General features: G+C 60.9%; 20 protein-coding genes. 8 read left to right on the top strand and 12 right to left on the bottom strand.

Features of this window, described 5'->3' with window-relative positions; all coding sequences use genetic code 11:
- The first annotated feature begins 29 nt into the window (after nt 1-29).
- Complete coding sequence (gene sorB / locus DES53_RS00125) at nt 30-344, top strand: SorB family sulfite dehydrogenase c-type cytochrome subunit (protein ID WP_113956182.1); 315 nt, start codon at nt 30-32, stop codon at nt 342-344.
- Between the two features lie 219 nt (nt 345-563).
- Here sorB and DES53_RS00130 read toward each other — a convergent pair whose 3' ends face one another.
- The 4 genes from DES53_RS00130 to DES53_RS00145 form a co-directional block, all read right to left on the bottom strand.
- Nucleotides 564-1,049 (bottom strand): acetolactate synthase, encoded by a 486-nt coding sequence (locus DES53_RS00130; protein WP_113956183.1) that lies wholly within the window; start codon nt 1,047-1,049, stop codon nt 564-566.
- Between the two features lie 163 nt (nt 1,050-1,212).
- Nucleotides 1,213-1,638: a DUF6941 family protein gene (locus tag DES53_RS00135; protein WP_113956184.1), complete on the bottom strand. Its 426-nt coding sequence runs from the start codon at nt 1,636-1,638 to the stop codon at nt 1,213-1,215.
- A 49-nt stretch (nt 1,639-1,687) separates the two neighbouring features.
- Entirely contained in the window at nt 1,688-3,790 is a 2,103-nt protein-coding gene (gene mrdA, locus DES53_RS00140) for a penicillin-binding protein 2 (protein ID WP_113956185.1), read from the bottom strand.
- Between the two features lie 132 nt (nt 3,791-3,922).
- A complete protein-coding gene (locus DES53_RS00145; RefSeq protein ID WP_113956186.1) occupies nt 3,923-4,141 on the bottom strand; it encodes a hypothetical protein in 219 nt (72 codons plus the stop codon).
- 340 nt (nt 4,142-4,481) lie between these two features.
- On the opposite strand from DES53_RS00145, the gene DES53_RS00150 reads away from it, so the two are divergent.
- The 5 genes from DES53_RS00150 to pstB (DES53_RS00170) all read left to right on the top strand — a co-directional run bounded on the left by DES53_RS00150 (nt 4,482) and on the right by pstB (DES53_RS00170) (nt 10,424).
- Nucleotides 4,482-5,297 (top strand): phosphate ABC transporter substrate-binding protein, encoded by an 816-nt coding sequence (locus DES53_RS00150; protein ID WP_113956187.1) that lies wholly within the window; start codon nt 4,482-4,484, stop codon nt 5,295-5,297.
- Between the two features lie 111 nt (nt 5,298-5,408).
- Nucleotides 5,409-7,397 carry a phosphate ABC transporter permease subunit PstC gene (pstC, locus tag DES53_RS33385; protein ID WP_211325399.1) on the top strand — a complete coding sequence of 663 codons (1,989 nt, stop codon included), beginning with the start codon at nt 5,409-5,411 and terminating at the stop codon, nt 7,395-7,397.
- A 4-nt stretch (nt 7,398-7,401) separates the two neighbouring features.
- The gene (pstA, locus tag DES53_RS00160; RefSeq protein ID WP_113956188.1) at nt 7,402-8,619 is read left to right on the top strand and encodes a phosphate ABC transporter permease PstA; all 1,218 of its coding nucleotides are present in this window, start codon (nt 7,402-7,404) and stop codon (nt 8,617-8,619) included.
- A complete protein-coding gene (gene pstB / locus DES53_RS00165; protein WP_113956189.1) occupies nt 8,613-9,470 on the top strand; it encodes a phosphate ABC transporter ATP-binding protein PstB in 858 nt (285 codons plus the stop codon). The genes pstA and pstB (DES53_RS00165) overlap by 7 nt, the downstream gene beginning before the upstream one ends.
- 135 nt (nt 9,471-9,605) lie before the next feature.
- The gene (gene pstB / locus DES53_RS00170) at nt 9,606-10,424 is read left to right on the top strand and encodes a phosphate ABC transporter ATP-binding protein PstB (protein WP_113956190.1); all 819 of its coding nucleotides are present in this window, start codon (nt 9,606-9,608) and stop codon (nt 10,422-10,424) included.
- Between the two features lie 88 nt (nt 10,425-10,512).
- On the opposite strand, the gene scpB is transcribed toward pstB (DES53_RS00170), so the two are convergent.
- The 7 genes from scpB to DES53_RS00205 all read right to left on the bottom strand — a co-directional run bounded on the left by scpB (nt 10,513) and on the right by DES53_RS00205 (nt 16,881).
- Nucleotides 10,513-11,265 (bottom strand): SMC-Scp complex subunit ScpB, encoded by a 753-nt coding sequence (scpB, locus tag DES53_RS00175; RefSeq protein WP_113956191.1) that lies wholly within the window; start codon nt 11,263-11,265, stop codon nt 10,513-10,515.
- 233 nt (nt 11,266-11,498) lie between these two features.
- Nucleotides 11,499-12,740 (bottom strand): L,D-transpeptidase, encoded by a 1,242-nt coding sequence (locus DES53_RS00180; RefSeq protein ID WP_113956192.1) that lies wholly within the window; start codon nt 12,738-12,740, stop codon nt 11,499-11,501.
- Nucleotides 12,741-12,859: 119 nt separating this feature from the next.
- Nucleotides 12,860-13,684, bottom strand: coding sequence for a S8 family serine peptidase (locus DES53_RS00185; RefSeq protein ID WP_113956193.1), 825 nt, complete (start codon nt 13,682-13,684; stop codon nt 12,860-12,862).
- Nucleotides 13,685-13,694: 10 nt separating this feature from the next.
- The gene (locus DES53_RS00190; protein ID WP_113956194.1) at nt 13,695-14,315 is read right to left on the bottom strand and encodes a GAF domain-containing protein; all 621 of its coding nucleotides are present in this window, start codon (nt 14,313-14,315) and stop codon (nt 13,695-13,697) included.
- 316 nt (nt 14,316-14,631) lie between these two features.
- Nucleotides 14,632-15,489 carry a segregation and condensation protein A gene (locus DES53_RS00195; RefSeq protein WP_113956195.1) on the bottom strand — a complete coding sequence of 286 codons (858 nt, stop codon included), beginning with the start codon at nt 15,487-15,489 and terminating at the stop codon, nt 14,632-14,634.
- Between the two features lie 398 nt (nt 15,490-15,887).
- Nucleotides 15,888-16,226, bottom strand: a complete 339-nt coding sequence (locus tag DES53_RS00200; protein ID WP_113956196.1) for a hypothetical protein — start codon at nt 16,224-16,226, stop codon at nt 15,888-15,890.
- A gap of 22 nt (nt 16,227-16,248) precedes the next feature.
- A complete protein-coding gene (locus tag DES53_RS00205) occupies nt 16,249-16,881 on the bottom strand; it encodes a YiiX family permuted papain-like enzyme (protein ID WP_113956197.1) in 633 nt (210 codons plus the stop codon).
- A gap of 240 nt (nt 16,882-17,121) precedes the next feature.
- On the opposite strand from DES53_RS00205, the gene DES53_RS00210 reads away from it, so the two are divergent.
- Nucleotides 17,122-22,119, top strand: coding sequence for a PVC-type heme-binding CxxCH protein (locus tag DES53_RS00210; protein ID WP_170156748.1), 4,998 nt, complete (start codon nt 17,122-17,124; stop codon nt 22,117-22,119).
- Between the two features lie 45 nt (nt 22,120-22,164).
- Nucleotides 22,165-22,458, top strand: coding sequence for a Dabb family protein (locus DES53_RS00215; RefSeq protein ID WP_113956199.1), 294 nt, complete (start codon nt 22,165-22,167; stop codon nt 22,456-22,458).
- A 3-nt stretch (nt 22,459-22,461) separates the two neighbouring features.
- Here DES53_RS00215 and DES53_RS00220 read toward each other — a convergent pair whose 3' ends face one another.
- Complete coding sequence (locus DES53_RS00220) at nt 22,462-23,151, bottom strand: suppressor of fused domain protein (protein ID WP_113956200.1); 690 nt, start codon at nt 23,149-23,151, stop codon at nt 22,462-22,464.
- Nucleotides 23,152-23,243: the final 92 nt, after the last annotated feature.

The following is a 23,243-nucleotide window of genomic DNA, read 5'->3' on the forward strand; positions in this document are numbered from 1 at the left end:
CCCTTGCACACCTTTTTCTATTTTTCTCTATGAAGCAACTTCTACCCCTGCTCGCGGTAGCTGCGTTGATGGCATCGCCAGCGATGTCCCAGGACTCCGGCAACATCCCCGATTCGGAGTGGCCTGCAGAAACGAATGTCTACAAGCCAGGCCAGGGTGCGGAGCTGGCGCAGGCCCTGTGCATGAACTGCCACTCCACCGAGTACGTCTCCACCCAGCCACCCATGCCCCGCAAGTTCTGGGAGGCTACGGTGAAAAAGATGAAGGACAAGTACGCCGCTCCCCTGCCAGAGGACATGACCGTGCTCGTGGATTATCTCACGGCGACGTATGGGGTGAAGTGAGCGCAGAAAGTGGCTTCGGCTTCAGGCGAATCAGGAGCGGTGTGATGCTGTCCGTGCAGCATCACACCAAGGTGCACACCCCTTTCACCTACGGGAACGAAGCGTTCCCGCTCCTTGAGCCTGTGCCATGTCCGCGTTCCATAGACACCCTTGCCGGATGAACCTTTCCAGGTAGTCCGACGCCTTTATATAGAGACTCGGTTTCACCTTCTTTTGGTATTACCTCGCCAGCTCGTCCTGCGACAGCACCTTGAAGCCGCACTTGCTCAGTGACTCGCTGCCCACTTCCGGGTCATCCACATGCAGCGCCAGGAGTGGCTTGCCGCTATTGGGCCGGACCATCAGTGGGTAGGAGTGGTGGATGTTGATTTCCGCCGCCAGAAGTCCGCTGAGCGCGTGGCCCAGGTCATGCACGCCCTGCTTGAGCTCCACCACCACAATGGGCTTGCTGGCACAGGAGTGCCCCGCAGCGGTGAATACCTCCTCTGCACGCGCCGGGTCCGTTACGATCACGCGCACCAGCGTGAGGTCCACACTGTCCTGCACACTGAGTCCGAGCACTTCGATCTGATGTTCGTTGAGCAGCTTCACCAGGGAGAGCAGTGCGCCCACGCGGTTGTGGAGGAAGACGGAGAGCTGCCGCACCGGCGACTTCGCATGGGTCGTCTCGGCGGAAAAAGGAGGCACGTCTAGGGAGGAACTCATAGAGCCGGAGGATGGTGTTGAGGTGAGGTGGTCTGGTCGCGGAGGTGACGTGCCGGTGAAGAAGCTCCATCCGCAGGAGTGAGCGCCGGGATATCGTATGGGAAGCAGCCGACGCGTTCCATGCTTGGTAAATTTATTGTGACCGTGTGTCCGGGAGAAAGGGTCAACCCGCGGGTCCCATGGTGGGACGCATCTCTTCCATGCGGGCGACACGCAGCGGCAGGGAGATCATGGGTTTGCCGTTCCGCTTGATTTCAAAGCGGTACACCCCGGGTTCCTCAAAACGCAGGCGCTGCAGGTTGAGCACCAGATTGCGGGTGACAAAGGGCACCGAGTTGGGTGGCAGCACCACATCCATGGTCGCGGAGAAAGGAGGCATCACCGCCTGGCCCACTTCATCCTCGAGCTGGATGCTCAGGTTGTGGCGGCCCACATCATCCGGGTAGAACATGAGGCGCACGGCCAGGGAACACTGGGGATGCTCCACGGGAAACTCCTGCGCGCACAGCGTGTCGAATGCTCCCAGCACGCACAACTTGCCCTGGTAGTCAGCGGCTGAGTCGCAAAGGGTCGCGAGAAGGAGTTGCATGAATCTGGCAACCGATACGCTGGTGGGCCGCTGGGCGCGAAGCAAATCTCTACTCTCTTCCGAAGAGCTTGCGGAAAAACCCGCCGACCGTGCGCCTTTCTTGCTGGGGAGGCGGCGGTGGTTGGAACTCCTGCCTCGGCACGTCCACTCCATCCGGCCTGGAAGCTTCGCCATCCGTCTGCTCGTCTTCGTCAGAGATGGCAATGGCCTTGGGAGCATCCTTCGAATGAGCCAGCAGCACCAGCGGATCGTCAGGCGGAGCGTTGTTGTAAACGTTCTCAAATACTTCGCTCACGATGGGAGCTGCGATGCGCCCACCGCCCACCGTTTCTCCGGGAGCACCCTCGTACACCACCGCGAAGGCGTACATCGGATCGTTCGCCGGGAGGAATCCGGTGAACCAAGCCAGTTGCCGCTCATCGTTCTCATCGGTTCTGGGATTGTCCGCCACCCACTGGGCAGTTCCGGTCTTGCCCGCCACCTGGATGTTGATTTTGCTGTCGAGCTGGGCATTCCGACCCGTGCCACCCGACGCGTTGACCACCGCAATCATGCCCTTCACCACCGTTTCACGAGCCGCAGGGTCGAGCGCGATGCGGCGCCTCACCGTGACGGGGAAGGGCTGAAGCACGCGGTCCTGCGGGTCCTGCACCTGCTTCACCAGACGCGCCTGGGGCATCACATTGCCGTCCGCGATGCCGCACATGGACTGCGCCACCTGCAGCGGGGTCACCAGCGTGCGTCCCTGGCCGATGGACAGGTTGGCAATGTCGCCGCCCTGCATGCGGTGGCCGTACTTCTGCATCATCCACGCATCCGTGGGGACAAAGCCCGTAGGCTCACCTTCCAGAGGGATGCCGGTCTTTTCTCCAAAGCCGAACCGCTGGGCCATGTCCGTGATGGGCTGGGCGCCGATTTGAAGTGCTGCCTGGTAGAACCACGTGTTGGTCGAGCGCTTGATGGCGGTCACCACATTGATGGAACCTTCGGGCTCCTTGCTCCAGTTGCGAAACTCCTGATTGCCAATCCAGAGGCTGGTTCCCGAATAATAGGCGGTACGAGGCGTGATTTCCCCAGTTTCCAGCGCTGCCTGGGACACGATGATTTTGAAGGTCGACGCTGGAGGAAGGGTCGACTGGTAGGCGCGGGCGAACAGCGGTTCGCGCTTGTCCATCTTCAGGCGGGCGTAGTTCACATCCGTGATGCCCGGGCAGAAGAGATTCGGGTCATACATGGGGAAGGAACCCATGGCGAGCACGTCGCCGGTCTTCACGTCCATGATGACCATCGCGCCGCTGCGGGTGTGCTTGGCCAGCGCATTCTCCACGTACTTCTGGAAGTTGAAGTCGAGGGAGGTCACCACGTTGTTACCCGGCATGGGGCGGCGCTGCACTTCCTCCGCATCCTTCGAGCCATCCGGATTGAAGAGCACCGAGGTCACGCCCGGGCGGCCCTGCAAGTCCTTGTCGAACGTCTTCTCCAGGCCGCTGCGACCTTCGATTTCTTCAAAGAGCGGGTCACCATCCTGAATGGGGCCGGTGGGAAGCTGCCGCACACGGCCGGTGTATCCAATGATGTGAGGAGCACAGGCACCCTTCGGGTAGTAGCGCATGTACGCTGCCTGGAGCACCACGCCGCTGCCGGGGCGCAGCAGGTCGAAGAGGCGGAGCTGCTGGTCCCCATTGACCTCCTCCAGGATGTTGTCCTGGTAGGTGAAGACCAGAGGCAGCCAGCGGCGGTTCTTGTAGTGGCTGAGCAGCCGGTCATCCGGCATCGTCCATGCCTTGCCGAGCGCGGCATTCACCTTGCGCAGGCGGGTGTGGGCAAACTCAAGAATCTCGCGGTCCGCTGCCTTCTCTCCAAGGAAGGGGAAGCTCAGCGCCAGGTACTGCACCACCCGCGTCTGGGCGAGGGGCACGCCGTTGCGGTCCACAATCTGGCCGCGCGGTGCGGGCACGTTCAGCATGAGCGTGCGGGCCTCCTTATCGGTGCGCCAGGTCGCCTTCAGCTCCTTCTTGGCGCTGGATTCCGCAGGGGGTGGTTCGGCGGGCAGTGCCTTTAGCGTGAGCTGCTGCTGGGCGACCACTTGGGAAACTGGACCCGAAATCAGGGCCAGCAGGGCAAGGGGAAATTTGAGACGGGGGCCACGCATGGACTGGACAAGGGCAGAGGGATAGCTTGCGGTGAAAGAACCGCTTCGTCAAGAAGTGGCACGTCTCTCACACCGTCGCTGGATGGGCCTTCAGGGTCAAATCGGACGAAAGTCCCACCAGGCACCCCGGCCTCAATTCCGCACCCGGCGGCGGCGGCGCGTCATGTACATGAGACCGGCAGTGCCTATCAGCAGGGCGCTGCTCTGGTCGTAGCCGGGGGCATTGCCCAGGCTGGCAAAGCTAGCCTGGGAGAGGATCCACACACTGGAAACCACGAACCCAATCACGAGGGGGAAACCCCAGCCGGATTTTCCAGAGTCTTGAGAATGCTTGGCGGTGGACGTGCTCATACTCTCTTGCGGTTGAGAGTAAATATTCATTCAAATTCTCACAAGTGCAAATCCAAATTGTGAAAATTAGATTATCACCCGTTAAATTAGTGCAAATATGAAACGTTTTCTGGTTAAATGTCTCATATTTGAGAGTGCCCCGGTGATTCTCCATGGTGCTAAGGAATAATTTATCCTGAAATCCGGGAGAGGGTACCAAAAAGAGACCTGAAGCGTTGCTTCAAAAGGCAATGTGACATTTTGTTCACCCTCGGTGGGTTGCCCCTGCGAAGCCTTCCCGCATTGGTGATTGCATGCTGGCCTGTGGCCAGTTTGCCAACACAACACCAGATACCAAAGCATGAAATCCACTATCATCACTTCGCTGCTCGCCATCGCCATGACGGCGGGTCTCCAGGCCCAGAGCGTCCTGCGCATTCGCGGCTCGGACACCTTGGGCGCCAAGCTTGTTCCGCAGTGGGCGGAAGGCTTCAAGAAGCAGGGCGGCAGTGTCAGCTTCGACATCGCGGCGGAAGGTTCCACGACTGCTTTCACCAACCTCTCGGCTGGCACCGCCGAAATCGGCATGTCCTCCCGCAAGGTGAAGGACGACGAGCGCACCTTCGCCAAGACCAAGGGCGTGTTCCTCCAGGAGTACAATGTGGCTTGGGACATGATCGCGGTCGTGGTGAACAAGAGCAATCCTGTACAGACCCTGACCAAGAAGCAGGTCGCTGGCATCTTCACCGGCGCCATCAAGGACTGGAGCGAAGTCGGCGGCACCCCCGGCCCCATCTCCGTGTACACCCGCAACACCTCCTCCGGCACCTACAAGGACTGGCAGACCCTCGCCATGGGTGGCAAGGACTACGCTTCCAGCAGCCAGAAGATGGCCGGCAACGAGCAGATCGCCCAGGAAGTGGCCAGCAACAAGAACGGCATCGGCTACGTGGGCTACGCCTACATCAAGGCCAAGGGCATCAAGGTGGCTGAAGTGGACGGCCACGCTCCCTCCGTGGAGTCCGTGAAGAAGTATCCCTACAGCCGCCCCACGTTCCTCTACGTGAACGGCAAGCCGGACGGCAACATCAAGGCCTTCATCGACTTCGTGCAGAGCCCCGCCGGTGACAAGATCTCCGAGGTGGTCGGATTCATCCCGGTCTCCCAGGTGAAGTAATTCACTGGGTTATCTGACAAACGTTTCACCCGCAACCCGACGGGAGACAGTGGACAACACTTCTTCCGTCGGGTTTTCTGTCCCGCCTAAACGCCGCAGCAACTCCCCTGCATGAGCACCGAAAAAAGCGTCAGCCGCGAGATTGAATCCGACCTCATCAAGCCGCCCGGTTTCCTGGGGCTGCGCATGGATCGCCAGAAGGTCATCCGGGCCTTCTTCAGCACCTGCGCGACGGTCACCATCATCACCCTGGTGCTCATCATGTGGTCCCTCATTTCGGAGGGGCCCATCAAAGTGGGCAAGGCATTCGGCTTCCTGCCCTATCCCACGCTCAAGGGCGGCTTCCTTGATACCTACCGCCACGAGCTCTCAGTGTATCGCAAGGCGGGTCTTGAGTTCTGCGACCATGTCCAGAAGCCACTCACGGAACACGAGGAACTCCTCAGCCGTTTGAAGCGCGCACTTGGCGCCGACCTCAACACCGTTTCCAAACCTTCCCGCGACCGCCGCGATGCCGCTCTGCTCGCGAAGACCCACGTGGAAGAGAAGGCCGCCCTCCAGCGCGAGGCCCTCGAAGAAGCGCTGGAAAAAACCGAGCCCGCCACGCCGCCGGAGAAAATCGCTGAGCTGCGCAAGAGCGTGACGGATGCCACGCACATCGCCGTGGCCACGGAGACCATCTCCGATATCTTCAACAAGGAGGAGAAGGAAAAGCTCATCGCCGAGCTGAACTCCCTCCAGCCTGACCAGGAGGATTTCCCTCCCTTCATCCAGTCCCTGCTCGCCGAATCCGCCAAGAAGGACGCCGAGGCGAAGGAGAAGTTCGCCGCCTTTGTGAGCGCGGTGGATGAATTCGAAGCTGCTTCCGAACCCGTCGTGGAAGTGCATGACTCCATGAAGGAGCTTGCACTGGCCACCAAGGAAAAGGCCGTGCAGCAGCACATGGCGGAAGATGCAAGGACCCAGCTCCTGGAGGCCGCCGCCACCGCGAAGACTCCCGAGCAGAAGGCTGCCTTCGAGAAGGATGCCGCGGAAACGGACACCACGGAAATCGATTACAAGTCCGCCATCGAGCCGATTGTGGCCAAACTGCCTGACTATGAGAAGCTGGTGCAGCCATACATCGAGGCCATCAAGAAAGCTTCCGCCGCACTTCCCGCCAAGCCGGAAACGAAAGAGGCCCACGACCTGATGGAGCACTTCCGCAAGGACTTCCCCAAGCACCTCAAGACCGTGGAGGCCTCCGTGCCGCGCATGAAGGAGTGGAGCTGGGAAAAGCCCGTGCCCATGACGCAGGCGCTCACGTCCTTCCTCTTCGGAGGTGACTGGATTACGAACAGCTCCTGGCAGGACTTCTACGGCGTGCTGCCCCTCCTCACGGGTTCGCTGGTGATTGCTCTCACCGCATTGGTCATCGCCCTGCCCTTCAGCGTGGGTGCGGCCATCTATGTGAATCAGTTCGCCTCGCTGCGTGAGCAGGAGATTGTGAAGCCGCTCATCGAGTTCATCCAGGCCATCCCATCCGTGGTGCTGGGTTTCATCGGTATCTCGGTGCTGGGTGACTTGATCAAATCCACCAGCGGCATTCCCTGGCTTTCCTGGATTCCCGGCTTCCCCGTGCAGGAACGCCTGAACATGTTCAATGCCGGTGTGCTGCTCGCGCTCATGGCCATTCCCACAATGTTCTCCCTCGCCGAGGACGCCATAAACAACGTGCCACGTGCCTTCAGTGAAGCCAGTGAAGCGCTCGGCGCCACGAAGCTGCAGACCGTCTTCCGGGTCATCGTACCGGCTTCCATCTCCGGCATTCTCGCAGCGATGCTGTTGGGCCTTGGCCGTATCGTCGGCGAGACCATGGTGGTGCTGCTGGTCGCGGGTAACCGCATCGCGATTCCCGACTTCTCAGATGGCATCGGCACCGTCTTCCAACCTGCACACACGCTCACGGGCATCATTGCGCAGGAACTGGGTGAAGTCTCCCGCGGCAGCTCCCACTGGCAGGCCCTCTTCATGGTGGGCATCCTGCTCTTCATCATCTCCCTTTTCATCAACTGGGCTTCCCGCCTCGTCGTGAAGAAATTCCAGCTCCCCAAGATCTAGTCTCATGCACGCCCCCGCGAATCCATCGACCTCCGGCGTCATTCCAAATCCGTTCGCCAGGCCCAAGACCAACAAGGAGCTCTATGAGTTCCTGTGGAAGCAGGTCCTGCGCGCGGCCACGTATGCCATCCTCGTGGCGGTGTTCTTCATCTTCGGGCACATCCTGATCAAGGGTGCGCCGGTGGTGTTTGGACAGTTCCGCACCACATCGAGCTTCCCTTATGTGGCAAATGACTTCCTGACCAAGCTGCCCGAGACGCTTCACGTCCTCGAAGACAAGCAAGGCAACAAGTACGAGACGGACCCCAAGGGCTCTGACGTCATCAAGGCCAAGCTCGGTGACAACCTGCGCTCGGAGAAGACCATCTCCTACTCCGGCGGTGGTATTCTCGGTCCGATTGTCGGCACTGTGCTGCTGGTCGCGGTCTGCATCGTGGTGGCCCTGTTCCTCGGCATCTCCTCAGCGGTGTACCTGAGTGAGTATGCCAAGCATGGCCGGTTCATCGAGATAGTTCGTTTGGCCATCCTGAATCTTTCCGGCGTGCCTTCCGTGGTGTTCGGTCTCTTCGGCCTCGGCATCTTTGTCTTGAGTGCGCCTGTCTTTACGGATGTGCCCCTGGATCGCTCGCTGCTGGTCATACCGCTCGGCTTCACGAAGCTCAGCTTCCAGGGCTGGGATGCCTGTGTGATGAGCGGCGCCTTCACGCTAGCCTTTGTCATTCTCCCGGTGATTATCACCGCCAGCGAGGAGTGCCTCCGCGCGGTGCCGCAAGGTTTCCGTGAGACCTCCCTCGCGCTGGGCGCCACACGCTGGCAGACCATTTGGAAGAGCGTGCTGCCCTTTGCCATGCCGGGCATCCTCACTTCCAGCATCCTCGGCATCGCCCGTGCCGCTGGCGAGACCGCGCCCATCATGTTCACCGCCGCTCTGGCCTTCAAGGACAAGCTGCCCTGGCAGAATGACGGCGCCTGGCCCCTGGTCGAGAATCCGGGCTGGATGGGGGAAGTCGTCAATGGCTCGAGTCAGGGCGTTGCCTCCCTCACGGAGTCCGTGCAGGCCTTGCCCTATCACATCTACACCATCGCCGCGCGCATCCCGCAGAGTGAGTACTCAGAGCGCGCCCAATATGGGTCGGTGTTCGTCTTTCTGGTGATCGTGCTCGCATTTGCCACTGCGAGCGTGTTGCTCCGTCGCAAACTCCGCGCCAAATACAAATGGTAGCCGCCCCCCCACAACCCCGTACCTCCTCTGTGGATCTGCCCCCCGCGCCCAGCGAGCCCCAGGAACACGCCGAAGCTGTGTCGACCACACAGCAGGAAGGCATCATCTCCGTGCGTGGCATGGACTTCATGTATGGCGCCAAGCAAGCGCTCTTCGGCGTCAACATGGAGATTCCTGCGAACCAGGTGACCGCCTTCATCGGACCTTCCGGTTGCGGCAAGTCCACCCTCCTGCGTTGCTTCAATCGCATCAATGACCGCATCCCCGGCGCCCACATCGGCAAGGGCAAGGTCATCATCAAGGGCAAGAACATCTATGATGCGGATGTGGATACCACCCAACTCCGCCGCCAGGTGGGCATGGTCTTCCAGAAGTACAATCCCTTCCCCAAGAGCATCTACGAGAACGTGGTCTACGGACTCCGCATCGCCGGGGAAAAGCGGAAGAAGGTGCTCGATGAGGCCTGCGAACGCGCCCTGCGTGAAGCTGCCCTCTGGGACGAAACCAAGGACCGTCTGAAGACCAATGCCTTCGGCATGTCCGGTGGCCAGATGCAGCGCCTCTGCATCGCCCGCGCCGTGGCCGTGAAGCCGGACATCCTCCTCATGGATGAGCCCTGCTCCGCGCTCGACCCCATCGCCACCCTGAAGGTGGAGGAACTCATCGTCGCCCTGCGCAAGGAATACACCGTGGTCATCGTCACGCACAACATGCAGCAGGCCCGCCGCGTGGCTGACCTCACCGCCTTCATGTACCTCGGCCAGCTCATCGAGTTCGCCGACACCACCACCATCTTCAGCAACCCGCAGCAGAAGAAGACCGAGGACTACATCCGCGGCCAGTTCAGCTGAGGAAGGGTCGATGGTTGAGAGTTGATAGTCGATAGCCTGAGAACTGAAGCTCGAAGCCTCCCACAATCGCGCTCATCAGCGAACACCTCCGGGTCACGGCCCTTGTCCCATTTCCCCTGTCCTTATCCCTTCCCCATGTCCACCGCTACTGCCCCAGCCCTCAATCTCGCCAAAGGCACGCAAGCGTCCACCACGGGAGGACCGCAGGTGAAGATCAACGGAGTCGACTTCTGCTACGGCTCGAAGCAGACTCTCTTCGATATCTCCCTGGATATTGCCAACAAGGAGGTGACCGCCTTCATCGGGCCTTCCGGTTGCGGCAAGTCCACCCTGCTGCGTTGCATCAACCGCATCAACGACCTGATTGATGGCGCTCGCATCACGAAGGGAAACATCACCCTCGGTGGCCTGGACATCAATCACCCGCATCTCGATGTCATCGCCCTGCGCCGCAAGGTGGGCATGGTCTTCCAGAAGTACAATCCCTTCCCCCGCAGCATCTACGAGAACGTCGCCTATGGACTCCAGGTGGCTGGTGAGAAGGACAAGAAGGTCATCGCCGAAACCGTCGAGCGCAGCCTCCGCTCTGCCACGCTCTGGGATGAAGTGAAGGACCGCCTGCATGAAAGCGCCCTCGGCCTCTCCGGTGGTCAGCAGCAGCGCCTCTGCATCGCCCGCACCCTTTCCGTGAAGCCGCAAGTCGTCCTCATGGACGAGCCCTGCGCCGCTCTGGATCCCATCGCCACCGCGAAGATTGAGGAACTCATCACCCAGCTCAAGGAGCAGTACACGATTGTCATCGTGACGCACAACATGGAGCAGGCCGTCCGCGTCAGCGACCGCACCGCCTTCTTCTACCTCGGCAAGCTGATTGAGTTCAACGACACCATGAAACTCTTCACCGCCCCTGAGAAGGAAGAGACGGAGCGGTATTTGAGCGGACGGATGGGGTAGGTGGGAAGAGAGGTGAATTGTCCATAAGGAAGCTCCGAGGCGGAGCCTCGGAAGTACAGAACGCTTCGAAGCGTTTGTGAGAACTCTTTCACTCCCCCGCCAGCAACAGCTCCGGCGTGTCATCTCCCGCTGCTTTCCCCTTCGCGACTTTCGTCTCTTCTTCACCCACCGCACCCGCTTCGGTGCCAGCATTCTCATTAGCCACGGCGACGTCTTCCGGCGTCGGAAGTTTCACGCGGCGCAATTCGGCGGCATTCGGAAGGTCATCCAGGGTGCGGATGCCGAAGTGGTCGAGGAAGAGGTCGGTGGTGCAATACAGCAGCGGGCGACCGGGGAGGTCGGCGCGGCCTTCGATTTTCAGAAGGTTGCGGTCAAGGAGCTGCTGCACCATGGCGTCCACAGAGACACCGCGCACGGCTTCAATCGCGGACTTCGTAATCGGTTGGCGGTAGGCCACGATGGCCAGGGTCTCCAGGGCGGGACCGCTGAGACGCTGGGGTTTCTTGCCGGGATACAGCGCGCGGCACCATTCGCCGAAGCTGCCCAAGGCGCACAATCTCCAGCCAGCGCTGCGTTCCACGATGGTGAAGCTGCGCTCGTCCTTCTCGTAGTGGTCCGCCAGGGCATCCAGCGCGGCGCGGACGTCTTCGTCCTTCACGGATTCCAGAGCGGCCTTTTCCTCGTCGAGCTCGGGGACATTTTCCTTGCCGGCATCCTTCGCCTCTTTGATCTCTTCCTTGGCCTCGCGCACGGTGCTCTGGATGGCGCGTACGATGTCCGTCACCGTCAGGGGCTCCTGACTGGCGAAAAGGAGAGCTTCAACGATGCGGCTGAGTTCCATGGCGATGCGATGCGGATGGGCACTTTGAGGGAAAAGCCAGAAGGGGCAAGGAAAAAGGGGAGTAGCGCGTTTGCGATTGCTGAGCGGTGGCTGAGCAGTTGTTGAGCGATGGTTCTTGAGAATCGCGGAGCGTGGCACGAAAAAGCGGCAGGAGGTGAGTCCTGCCGCTTTGGAGAGATGGGGCTGAGGCTGAAAGGCTTCTGGAGAAGCCTTCTACGTTGGGCCAGTCGTCCTTAGTTCGAGGCGATGACCGTACCGGCGTTCGCAGTCGGGGGAGTCCAGTTATCCACAATCTGGACGGTGGTACCTCTCGGCGCGTTGTCGAAGATGAAGTGGGCGCTCTCAATCGGCATGCGCACGCAGCCGTGGGAGGCGGGGTAGCCGGGGAGCTCACCCTCGTGCATGCCGATGGGCAGGTCGCCGATGCGCATCCAGCCGGGCAGGGGGCACTTGTAGATGGTGGAAATCTTCCCGCTGCGAATCTTCTCCGTGATGGTGAAGGTGCCGCGCTTCGTCATGCGAGGGCCGCGACCGCTGGAAATGGGAGTTTCGAAGGCGATGGCACCGTCCTTCAGCATGTAAGCGCGCTGCTGGCCGATGACGATCACGATGCGCAGGTCGCTGTGCTGGCGGGCCATCACTTCCTTGTACACACGGGGGGCGTCCTGCACCAGTTTCTGGGACTTCACCGGCAGGGCATCACCGGGCCGGGTGTCGCCACCGAAGAAGGAGGCAAGGCGGGAATTCGTGGGGCGGGTGATGGGGTCGGCGGCTTGGGCGGAGGTGGCGGTGCCGAAGACCATGGCGAGCATGGCGGCGCTGAGCACGGCTTCCTTCAGTCCGCGGCCCTCGACTTCGGCGGCGTCCAGCAGGATGCAACTGCTCTGGCCAAGGCCGGTGCTTTCCTGCCAGGAGGCTCCGGGGATGGTGCGGCGCACTTCTTCAATGCTGGGACCATCGGCCAGCCAGATGCCCAGGAAGGAAATCTTCGCGACGCCCTCTTCCAGCTTCACGGTCAGGAGAGGCACGGCCTCACCCTTGAACCCAGCGGCAGCGATGGTGCTGACCTCGCGCACAGCCTCCGAGAAGATGCGGGCCAGTTCCTCCGGCGTGCCGAGGAAGTGCTCATGGAGCATGGCGTGGCCGACTTCACGAATCACCCCAGCCCAGTCGAAGTAGCTCATGGCCGGACGGGCCTCGATGAGGGGCAGGTGGCTCTCCGGCTCAGGGGAGATGCTCAGGAGCTGCAGGGTGCTGTCGTCGTCCAGGTCGCCGTCATAGGAGACGTCGTTGTTGTGCATCACGAAGGTCGCGGCACGGGTGGCGGCGAGCTCCTGGAAGACATTGAAGAGCTCCGTGGTATTGCCGACGCGCTGTTCTTGGCTGGCGAGGACCAGCTCGTCACCCTCCGTAGGCAGAAGGGTGCGGGGCACCAGGATGGAAAGAGATGCGGTAGGAGTGGCGACGGCATGCATGGCGATGGCGGGAGTGGAATTTTTAAGAAATGCTGATGATAGTCAGGCTGAAACGGAAACGGGGAAGGGTTGGGGTTGCGGCGGAGAAAATGAGATTTGATATGCTTGGAGAGTGCATGTCAGGCCGGAGCCGGTTGTGACGCGAGCGTGGGCAGGCGCAGGCGTTTCCGGTCCGGGAGGCCGCTGGCTATCTGTTGCAGCAGGGACTTGGCCTGCAAGGGGGAAGTGTGCGGAAAAACGGAGAGAATCCTCGCCAGAAGTCCGGCGGCACGCGGCGCGGCGAAGCTGCTCCCGGTGGCCTCACGGCGGATGCCCCCCTTCCACGGCACATTCACCTGCACCCCCAGCGCGGCGAATTCCACCAGGGTGCCGGGAGGATTCCGGAAAATCATGTCCCGCTGCGGGGTATCCAGCATGTTCACCGTGATCACGCTGGTGAAATCCCCGGGCCACTCGGGCTTGCGGAAGTCATCGTTATTGCACGCGGCCACCACGTGGATGCCCGCCAGATAGGCATCGTCCACCCAGTCCTTGAACATGAGGATTTGCGACTTCAGCCGTGCGCCGAAGCTGCAGTTCAGGATGTGATAGCCACGCTCCAGGGCGAGCCGTGCGCCGAAGCAGATCATTTCGCTCTGCGACTGGTTCTTCGCATCCAGCACGCGGAAGCTGCCAATCTCCGCCTCCGGAGCCATCTCATGAATGATGCTGGCGACCGCCGTGCCGTGGCCGAAGAGGTCCGTGCGATTTCCCGGCTGTGCTTCGAGGATGCCCATGCTCTCCTCCATGCACAGGTCATCGGCGATTTTTACATCCTTCAGGTCGGGATGGTCCCACTCCACACCCGAGTCCAGCACAGCCACGCGGATGCCTCGCCCGCGTCCGTTGCGCATGGCGGCGGCAGCTTGCTCAGGCGTGATCCATCTGGAAGAGGGGCCGGACATGCTCGGTCAATCAATCCTCTTCCAGGCCGATGGCGGCACAGAGCAGTTTGTGGTCGAGCAGGCGCCCCATGAGACGTGAAAGCAGGTTCAGCTCCTCCACCGCCTCGGGGGTGAAACCACCGGGCTCAGGGCAGCCGAGGGTGTCCTTGAACTGATAGGCCGCGAGCACGCCGCGCATCTTCCCCGCGATGAAGAAGGGCACAAGCACGCGGCTGCACATGATGACACCCAGCCGCTCCTCCAGCGTGCTGGCCCCGGCGCGATTCTGCGAGAGGTTGTTCTCACAAAACGGCTGCTGCGTGGCGAGAATCATGCCGGAGAGTCCGGTATCCACGGGCACCTTGAGATTGTTCAGCCGATCTGAGTGCGGGCCCTGGTTGTAGGCGCAGAGGAGGAACTTCTGCTCCTTGTCGGCGAGCCAGACCACGCCTTCATGCGCCCCGGCATCGCGGAGGCAATCGGCGAAGAGCCGCACCATGAGTGGGTCCAGGAATTCCGAGAACGTCGCAGGACGGATGTGTGCAGCAAAGTTCCCCACCCGCTCCTCGATGGCCTGCGCATGCGGCGCGACTCGCGGGTCCGGCAGCCAGCGCATGGACGTGGTGTTTCCCAAATCAGCGTAGGAAGACATGGCGCGAGTTTAGCGCGAGCAACCCCATGCCGCAACAAGTGCGACGTCACATCGTGAATGGTCACACTTGAGGAATGGCCGCAAAAGAACGCAAAAAACGCAAAGAGGGACGCTGAGGTCTGCAAGCCCTGGGAGCGCTGGACTCTGGTCGGCGGAGGTGCGTGAACGCTCCATGACATCGCCATAGGCCCAAGGGGGGGAACGAGGCGTTCCCCCTCCTTGGGCCTGCGGTCGCACGCACAAAAGGGCTACTACCCCTCCTGTGTTTGTCGGCTCTTCTCAGGCTATCAACTATCAACCCAAAACCATCAACCAATCACGACTCCAGCGCGAGGTCCTTGGGTGTCTCGTCGCCCTCCTCCTCCGCATCATCTGACTTCTGCTTCATCCCCGCGGCGAGCTGCATGTGCGGGGGAATCGTCGCGGCGAGCTCATCAATCTTGTCCGAGGGACGCACCACCACGATCTCACCGAGCACGCGCTCCTGCTCCACTTCCAGGAAGTGCAGCTTCATGAGCTCCAGCATGGCGAGGAAGGTCACAATCACCTCGCTGCGGCTCGTGGCGGCGCTGAAGAGTTCATCAAAACGCACGCGCCCACCCACGGGCACGATTTCCAGGAGGTGATCAATCTTGTCGCTGACGGTCCACCGGTCATCCACGATCTCTCGCAGCGTGTGCGTATCCTCAAACTTCCGCAGCACCTTCTGGAAGGCCCGGATGAGGTCGAAGATGCCCACCTCGGCGATGCTTTCCTCGGGCGTGGTGAGGTCGGGGATTTCTGGCGTGGCGGTGAAGAGTTCGGCACCCTTGCTCTCGCGCTGGCCAAGGAATTGGGCGGCGTCCTTGAACTTCTTGTACTCCACCAGCTGGCGGATGAGCTCCCAGCGCGGGTCGTCTTCCTCCGCCTGTTCATCCGGCGGCTGCAGGTCCTTGGGCAGGAGCTCGCGGCTCTTCAGGTACATGAGGTTGGCCGCCATCACGATGAACTCACTGGCCAGCTCGATGTTCAGGGCCTTGAAGGTATCGATGTAATTCAGGTACTGGCTGGTGATGCGCTCGATGGAGACGTCATAGATGTCGATCTCATCCTTCTTGATGAGGTACAGCAGCAGGTCGAGGGGGCCTTCAAAGACCTCCAGCTTCACCTTGTAATCATTGTCCGTGGGTTCCACCGGGGGAGATAGCGGGCTGGGGGAGGGACTGCAAGCGGGAAAGGGGGAGGGGTGGGGCGGGCACTGATGGGGTAGAGTCGAAATGTTGGGCCATCCTGTATTGCTCCCGGAGGGAGCGCGGAATGGTAGCCCGTGGTGCCGGGAGCCTCAGCGACCACAACCACCGGATCTAGGGATGGAGTTTCCCAGCGTCCCGGAGGGCACGCCGGAAGAGGCTGACATGGTGACAGTACCCTTAAACAACCGCGCCACATCCTTCCGCCGTCACCTCCGGGACGGAACATCTTTGGTCTACGTGATCCGGTGGTTCCCGACCTGATTACAGGTCTCCACCACCGGCTGCCGTTCCACGCTCCCTCCGGGAGCAAGGGCCTCTCTGTGGATGTTCGCTACGCGTTCTACTTCCAGTGTACCCACCAATTGCCTCCAGATTCGCGGTCGACGGTCTCGTGGGATTCGAAGCCAATATGAACTTCCTCGCGCCCTTCGACAGGGTAGTTGTGAATGGTGAGAAGCTCCCTTAGTCGCGTATTCAGCAGGACGTCCCGCTGCAGCCGGTCCTTTTCATGGTCCGAACGGACGCAGATCCAATACACGAGATGCCTCGGATGAATGTCGTTTGCACCATAGTGAGTAACCCAGACTTTCTCCTTGGACGCCTCACTGGCAATCTTCTCAATCTCACGCTCAATCCGATTTGTGACCTGCGCGATGGGGGAGAGGCGGCCAAAAGGCATGAGGGCGAACAAGCGAGGCAACCTATTTAGTCTCCACCGTCTCCAGCAGTGGCGAGCTGAAGACGTCGCACGGGCAGATGACCTCCATCGCATAGGGCACCTTGTCCCCGTAGCGCTCCTTCAGAATCTTCTGCACGGCGGCGTGGGAGAGGTCGAGTTCCTTCAAGGTGCGGAGCTCTCCCAGCTTGATACCGGAGGCGCGGTCGTAACCTTTCCAGACGAGTTCCGAGCAGTAGATGCTTTCGTCCGACCACTCAAAGAGCCAGTCATAGTTCTTGCCCAGCATGGTGGTGACTTCCTTCTTGAGCGCCACCGTGTCCAGCTTGGACGGGTCCTTCAGCCGCTTGATAACATAGTGCTCTTTGTCCCCGCGCTTGATCCACTCGTCGAGCGGTGCCTTGCCCACGGGTTGCACCGCCTCGTACACGACCGGCTTCCCATCCTCGATGAAGATGACGCCCATGTGGGTGAACTCCGAGTGCGTCGCCGCTGCAATGGCGGCCGCCTGGCTCGTCAGCGAACGGTGGAAAATGATGTCGCCGTCGCGGACTGGGATGTCCGGGGAGTGAGGTGGCGTTTCCGCGAATGCGGCTGTGGACAGCGCGACTGCCAGTCCCAAGATGGTGGTGAAGAAAGTCACAGGTCTCCGGCCCATGGGAATTTCTACTCCTGATTGTGATTGGTGGCAACTGGGAGCGGAAGGCAATTGTGGAGGGGCGCTCAGGTGCAGAGTGGATGGTGCTTCGGGGGCTTGGGTGCGTGTTCGTTTCGCGGCGATTCATACACGTATCCCATGGTACTTAAGTGCCCGCCTGCCGTATTCTTCTTCCAAGGTGCCGAGGTTGAACGAGCGCGTTGAAATATGCGTGGGACGTCGCGGGTAGATGTTGCCCGCATGACACGCGCTGCCTTTCTCCTTTGCACCCTCGCGCTTCTGGTTGTCGGAGCTCGCCCTTCATCTGCGCAGGAAGCGGCACCCGCCTTCCGCGCTGGCGTTGCCGCGATCGACATCACCCCGCAGAAGTTCCCCGTCATCGTGAATGGAAACTTCACCGAACGACTCGCGCAGCAGGCCAATGACAAGCTGCATGCACGCGCCATCGCGATGGATGATGGCCGCACCAGGCTAGTGCTCTGCGTGGTGGACACATGCATGATGCCGCGCGAGGTCATCGATCAGGCGAAAGCTATCGTGGCGAAGGAGACCGGGTTGGCCATGTCCCACATGACTGTGTCTGCCACGCACACGCACAGTGCACCTGCGGCCATGGGCTGCCTCGGCAGCCGTGCGGACCCCGAGTACACAAAGTGGCTGCCGGGTAAGGTCGCGGAGGCGATGATGACGGCGCTCAAGAACTTGCAACCCGCGAAGGTCGGCTGGGCCTCGGTGGACGACTGGGAGCACACGCACAACCGCCGCTGGATCTACCGACCGGACCGCATCCAGAGCGACCCCTTCGGAAATCCCACGGTGCGTGCCATGATGCATCCGGGGTATGAAAGCCCCAATCATGTGGGCCCCTCCGGACCAGTGGATCCAGGACTCAGCGTGCTGGCCTTGCAAACGAAGGACGGCAAACCCCTCGCGCTCTTCGCGAACTATTCGCAGCACTACTTCGGCGCCTCGGCGGTGTCGGCGGATTACTACGGCGCCTTCTGCAAGCATGTGGCGAAGCTGCTGGGTCAGTCGTCCAGCGAAGGCCCCTTCGTTGCCATGATGTCGCAGGGCACCAGCGGCGACCTCATGTGGATGGACTACGGCAAGCCCAAGCAGAACATCTCCATGGATGCCTATGCAGAAGCGGTGGCGAAGCGGGCACTGGAGGCGTGGGGGAAGGTGGAGTTCCGCGACAGCGTGCCGCTCGGCATCGTGGAGAAGAAGATTCCGCTCACGTATCGTGTGCCGGATGAGGCCCGCCTGAAGTGGGCGCGTGAAACCATGGCAGTAGTGAAGGACCGGCTCCCCACGAGCAAGCCGGAGATCTATGCGAACGAGGCCATCCTGCTGCACGAGAAGCAGAAGACAGAACTCGTGCTGCAGGCGCTGCGCATCGGTGATCTCGGCATCACCACGCTGCCGAATGAAGTCTTCGCCCTCACCGGATTGAAGCTGAAGGCGCAGTCTCCTTTCACGTCGCATTTCAATATTGAGCTGGCCAATGGCGCGGAGGGATACATCCCACCGCCGGAGCAGCACAAGCTCGGTGGCTACACCACGTGGCCTGCGCGTACGGCGGGCCTGGAGGTGCAGGCGGAGCCGGTGATTGTGGAGACACTGCTGAAGGCTGCGGAGGAAGTGTCCGGCTTGAACCGGCGCGTCATGACGCAGGGCAGGGGAGCGTATGCGGAAGCGGTCCTTGCAGCGAACCCACTGGCATATTGGAGGCTGGATGAAGCGGTGATCCCGAAGGCCAGTGATGCCACAGGCTCGAAGGAACATGCCGCCGATATCGAAGATGGCGTGGCGCTCTATCTCGAAGGTCCCGAAGGTGAGGCCTTCTCAGGAAAAGACATCAATCGCGCCATGCACTTCGCTGGCGGCCGTGTGCATGGTGCAGTGAAGGAACTGGGAGATACCTACAGCGTGGAGTTCTGGTTCTGGAATGGACTACCGGAAGATGCCCGTCCAGTGACAGGCTACCTCTTCTCGCGCGGGCCGAATAAAGACCGCTCCTGTCCCGGTGATCACCTCGGCATCGGCGGCACGCATGCGGACGGGTCTCCGGGAAGGCTCATGTTCTACAACGGCGATGGCAAGCGCAAACTCCTTGCGGGTTCCACGCTTCTTTCCCAGAAGACCTGGCATCATGTAGTGCTCACGCGCTCGAAGAATCAGGTGCGTGTGTATCTCGATGGGAAGACCAAGCCCGAGATTGAAGGTGAGCTGGAATACACGCTGCCGCAGGGCGTGAAGGATGTCTTCCTCGGCGGACGCAGCGATGGCTTCGCGGGGTTGGAGGGCAAGATGGATGAAGTCGCTCTCTATAGCAGGGTGCTCACCGCCGATGAGGCGGCAGCGCACTACCGTGCCTCTGGACTCACACCGCCTCGTGCTCGCACGGAGACCTCAGCGCTTTCTCCAGAGGAATCCCTCAAGCGCATCCATGTGCCGAAGGGATTCGCTGTCGAGCTCGTCGCTGCGGAACCACTCGTATTGGACCCTGTGGCCTTCGATTGGGATGACCGTGGCCGCCTCTGGGTAGTGGAGATGGCGGACTATCCCCTCGGCATGGATGGCAATGGCAAGCCGGGCGGTCGTGTTTCCATCCTCGAAGACACCAACCAGGACGGCAAATACGACAAGCGCACACTCTTCGCGGAAGGACTGCGTTTCCCCACCGGCATCCTCACGTGGCGCGATGGCTGCCTCATCACGGCCGCACCGGAAGTGCTGCTGCTGCGCGACAAGGATGACGACGGCAAGATGGATGAGAGCAAGGCGCTGCTCACTGGATTCATGGAAGGCAATCAGCAACTTCGCGTGAATGGTCTCCGCTGGGGACTCGATGGCTGGGTGTACTGCGCGAATGGTGGACACACGGCGAACTATGGCAAGGACGTGAATGTCACCTCCACGCTCACGGGTGAGAAGGTGGCACTGGGCAGCCGCGACTTCCGCTTCAAGCCGGACACAGGTGAAATCGATCCGCTGAGTGGCCCCGCGCAGTTTGGTCGCACGCGGGATGCCTGGGGGCACTGGTTTGGTGTGCAGAACAGTTATCCCCTCTGGCACTATGCGTTGGAGGACCGTTACCTGCGGCGCAACCCTCACGTGGCACCGCCTTCGCCGAAGGTGATGCTCACGGAGCCCAATGCTCGTGTGTTTCCCGCCAGTGCGCAGGAGAAGCGCTTCCACAGCTTTGACCAGGCAGGTCGCTTCACTTCTGCGTGCGGCCCCACCATCTATGGAGACGATGCCTTGTTTGGCCGGCGTGGGGTGACGGATGCGTTTGTCTGCGAGCCCTTCCACAATGTAGTGCAGCATCTCGTGCTGGAGGACGACGGCGCGACCTTCAAGGCATCGCGCGATGCTTCCGAGAAGCTCGACTTCTTCGCCAGTGAGGATCGCTGGTGTCGTCCCGTGATGGTGCGCACAGGTCCGGATGGTTCGCTGTGGGTGGCGGACATGTATCGCTACATGATTGAGCATCCGCAGTGGCTGCCCACGCAGGGCAAGGAGGAACTGTTGGCGCATTACCGCGAAGGCGATGATCGCGGGCGCATGTATCGGGTGTTCGCGGGAACGAAGGCGCCGTCAGCCAATGCGGACCTGAGCAGGCTGGATGGTGCAGGTCTCATCTCCTTGCTAGCCAGTTCGAACAGCTGGCTGCGCGACAAGGCCCACATGATGTTGCTGTGGCGTGCGGACAAATCCGTGGTGCCGCAGCTCATTGGTTTCCTGCAAAATCATCCCAGCCCCTCCGCCCGTCTTCATGCGCTCTGGCTGCTGCACGGATTCGGTGCCTTGCAAAGCGCTCAGCTCATCGCTGCCCTGTCCGACCCAGTGCCAGGGATTCGTGAGAGTGCCTTGAGGCTCGCAGAGAAGACTCAAGACGCCGCGGTGATTCAAAAGGCCGCAGCCCTCGCGGGTGATTCCGACGCGAAGGTGCGCCTGCAACTGCTCAGCTCCCTCGGCGAGTGGAAACATCCTGCGGCCAGCGCTGCCTTGGTGAAACTGGCTCTGGCGAAGTCCGATGCCACACTGGAGCGCGCCGCACTGGCGGGCTCCGCCACCGCGCATCTGCCTGCGCTGGCAGATGCGGCATCGTCGAATCCCACCCTCATGGAGACGGTGGTGCGCACGGCGCTCGGAGCGGGAGATGCAGGCATCGTGCGCGACCTTGCGGCTCCCGTACTCGCGAAGGCAAAAACCAGCGACGAGCCCTCCCTTCGCAATGTGAGCACCCTTTTGCGAGCCTTGCGTGATGCGGGTAGTTCCCTGGACACACTGGCTGCAAAGCATCCTGAAGACGCTGCATGGCAAAGGCTGAAGGAGTCGAAGGGTGCGCTATTGCAGAAGGTGCGCGAGTTTGCGGCCAGTGGAGACGCAAGTCCTTCGGCTGCTCGTCTCATCGCGGCTTCCATCCTGTTGGCGGATGCCGGCGAAGGTAGTGGAGCCATTGAGTTGGTGGGGCGTTGGATGCAGATGCCTGCATCAGCAGAAACCTTCGGCGAGTGCGTCGCGTTGCTGGCCTCATCATCAGACCCGCGCATCCCAACGCTGTTGCTTGCGCAATGGAACGAACGCACACCGCGCCAGCGCGAAGCCGTACTGGATGCGTTGCTTGGCAGGGAAGGCTGGGCGCTGACGTTGTTAAAGGAGATCCAAGAAGGCCGCATCACCAGCAGCAGCCTCGATGCGCAGCGGCAGACGCGCCTTTTCAAGCATCCCGCGAAAGCGGTGAGCAAGCTCGCAGGTGAAGTCATCAAGGCACGCGATTCACGCCAGCAGGTGCTGGACAAGTTCCGCCCGGCGCTCTCGCTTACCGGTGACCCGGCAAAAGGAAAGCAGACATTCTCTCAAGCCTGCATCGCCTGTCATCAGCTCGAAGGCGTGGGCCTCGCCGTGGGACCGGACCTGCGCTCCGTGGTGCAGCATCCACCGGACAAGCTCTTCACTTCCATCCTGGATCCCAGCGCTATCATCGAGCCCGGCTTCACCGCTTATTTCTGCGACCTCAAGAGCGGCAGCCAGGTGTATGGTGCCATCGCCAGCGAGACCGGCAGCAGCGTTACCCTGCGCCTCGCGGACGGCAGCCTCAAACCCGTGCTGCGCTCGGAAATCAACAAACTGCAAAGCTCCAACCTGTCCCTCATGCCCGATGGCTTGGAGGCGTTGCTCACCCCGCAGTCGCTGGCGGATTTGATTGCGTATCTGCGGTTGCCGAAGTGAAGTAGCCACCACGCATCTTCCATCAATGCCCCTCTTCATCATCTCATGATCCGCCACACCGTCGTCTTCCGTTTGAAACACGCCACAGGCTCCGCCGAGGAGCGCGACTTCCTTGAGGCCGGACTGAAGCTCGCAGCCATTCCCGGTGTGGAGAAGTTTGAGGCGCTGAGGCAGGTCAGCGTGAAGAATCCCTACACCTTCGGCTTCTCCATGGAGTTCGCCTCGCAGGAAGCCTACAACTTCTACAGCAGCCACCCCGACCACGACCGCTTTGTGCAGGAGCGGTGGATTCCGGAGGTGGCGGAGTTCATGGAGATTGATTATGTGGCGGTTTCTTGAGTCTTACGCACAGACATTCTCGCGATCTTTTACTATCACCTCGACAACACCTGCCTCATCCAGCTTCTCAAGGAGTGCCATGGAACCTGACTTCATGGCAAATTGCCATTCCTCCCGGTAGATGGGTAGGATGGTGAGGAAATGAATTCGTTTTTCCGGGCTAATTTTGAGAGAACACCCTTCTTCATCACACAACAAGGGCACCGAGACGATGTTTGCGCAGAAGCCAACGTCAGGCGCAAACGCTTCAGGTTCTTCTCCGTCCGCAATGGTGTGTGCGTACCAAAGGTCGTATTGGTGTGCATGCGGAGCTCGGGCGGCGCGCGTTAGCTGCCGGATGGGCCAGTAGTTCCGTTCATCGGAGAAGCTCGCGTGGTTAATCGGCCAAGTGTCCGGCACCGCGAGTATTAATTCGACGTACCCGAAGTCCTCGCCGCCTTCCCGCACTTTCATAGGGCGGTCACTCATGCCGGAGGTGATGAGCACACGATAGGGACGCTCAGGAGTTGGAGCCACCACGTGGATATCAATGTGCACGAAGGACGACTTCTTCTCATGAAGAACGAATTCGATGGATCCCCAATAGCGTTTGATGTGAGCACTGATTGCTTCCAGATCGCGGGCAGATTCGAACCCGAGATGGGAATCCGGCACTGAATCAAGGGAATCTGGCTTGTCTGGAGCTTGGGACATCGCGGCCTGGTTGGGGCCACTTTCAAGGAGGACAGCGGCAAAGGCAAGGACCCCTGACGAGACAGGCTCCTAGCCCCCTCGCCACCGAGCTT

This window comes from Roseimicrobium gellanilyticum (assembly GCF_003315205.1).
Taxonomy (GTDB): Bacteria; Verrucomicrobiota; Verrucomicrobiia; order Verrucomicrobiales; family Verrucomicrobiaceae; genus Roseimicrobium; species Roseimicrobium gellanilyticum.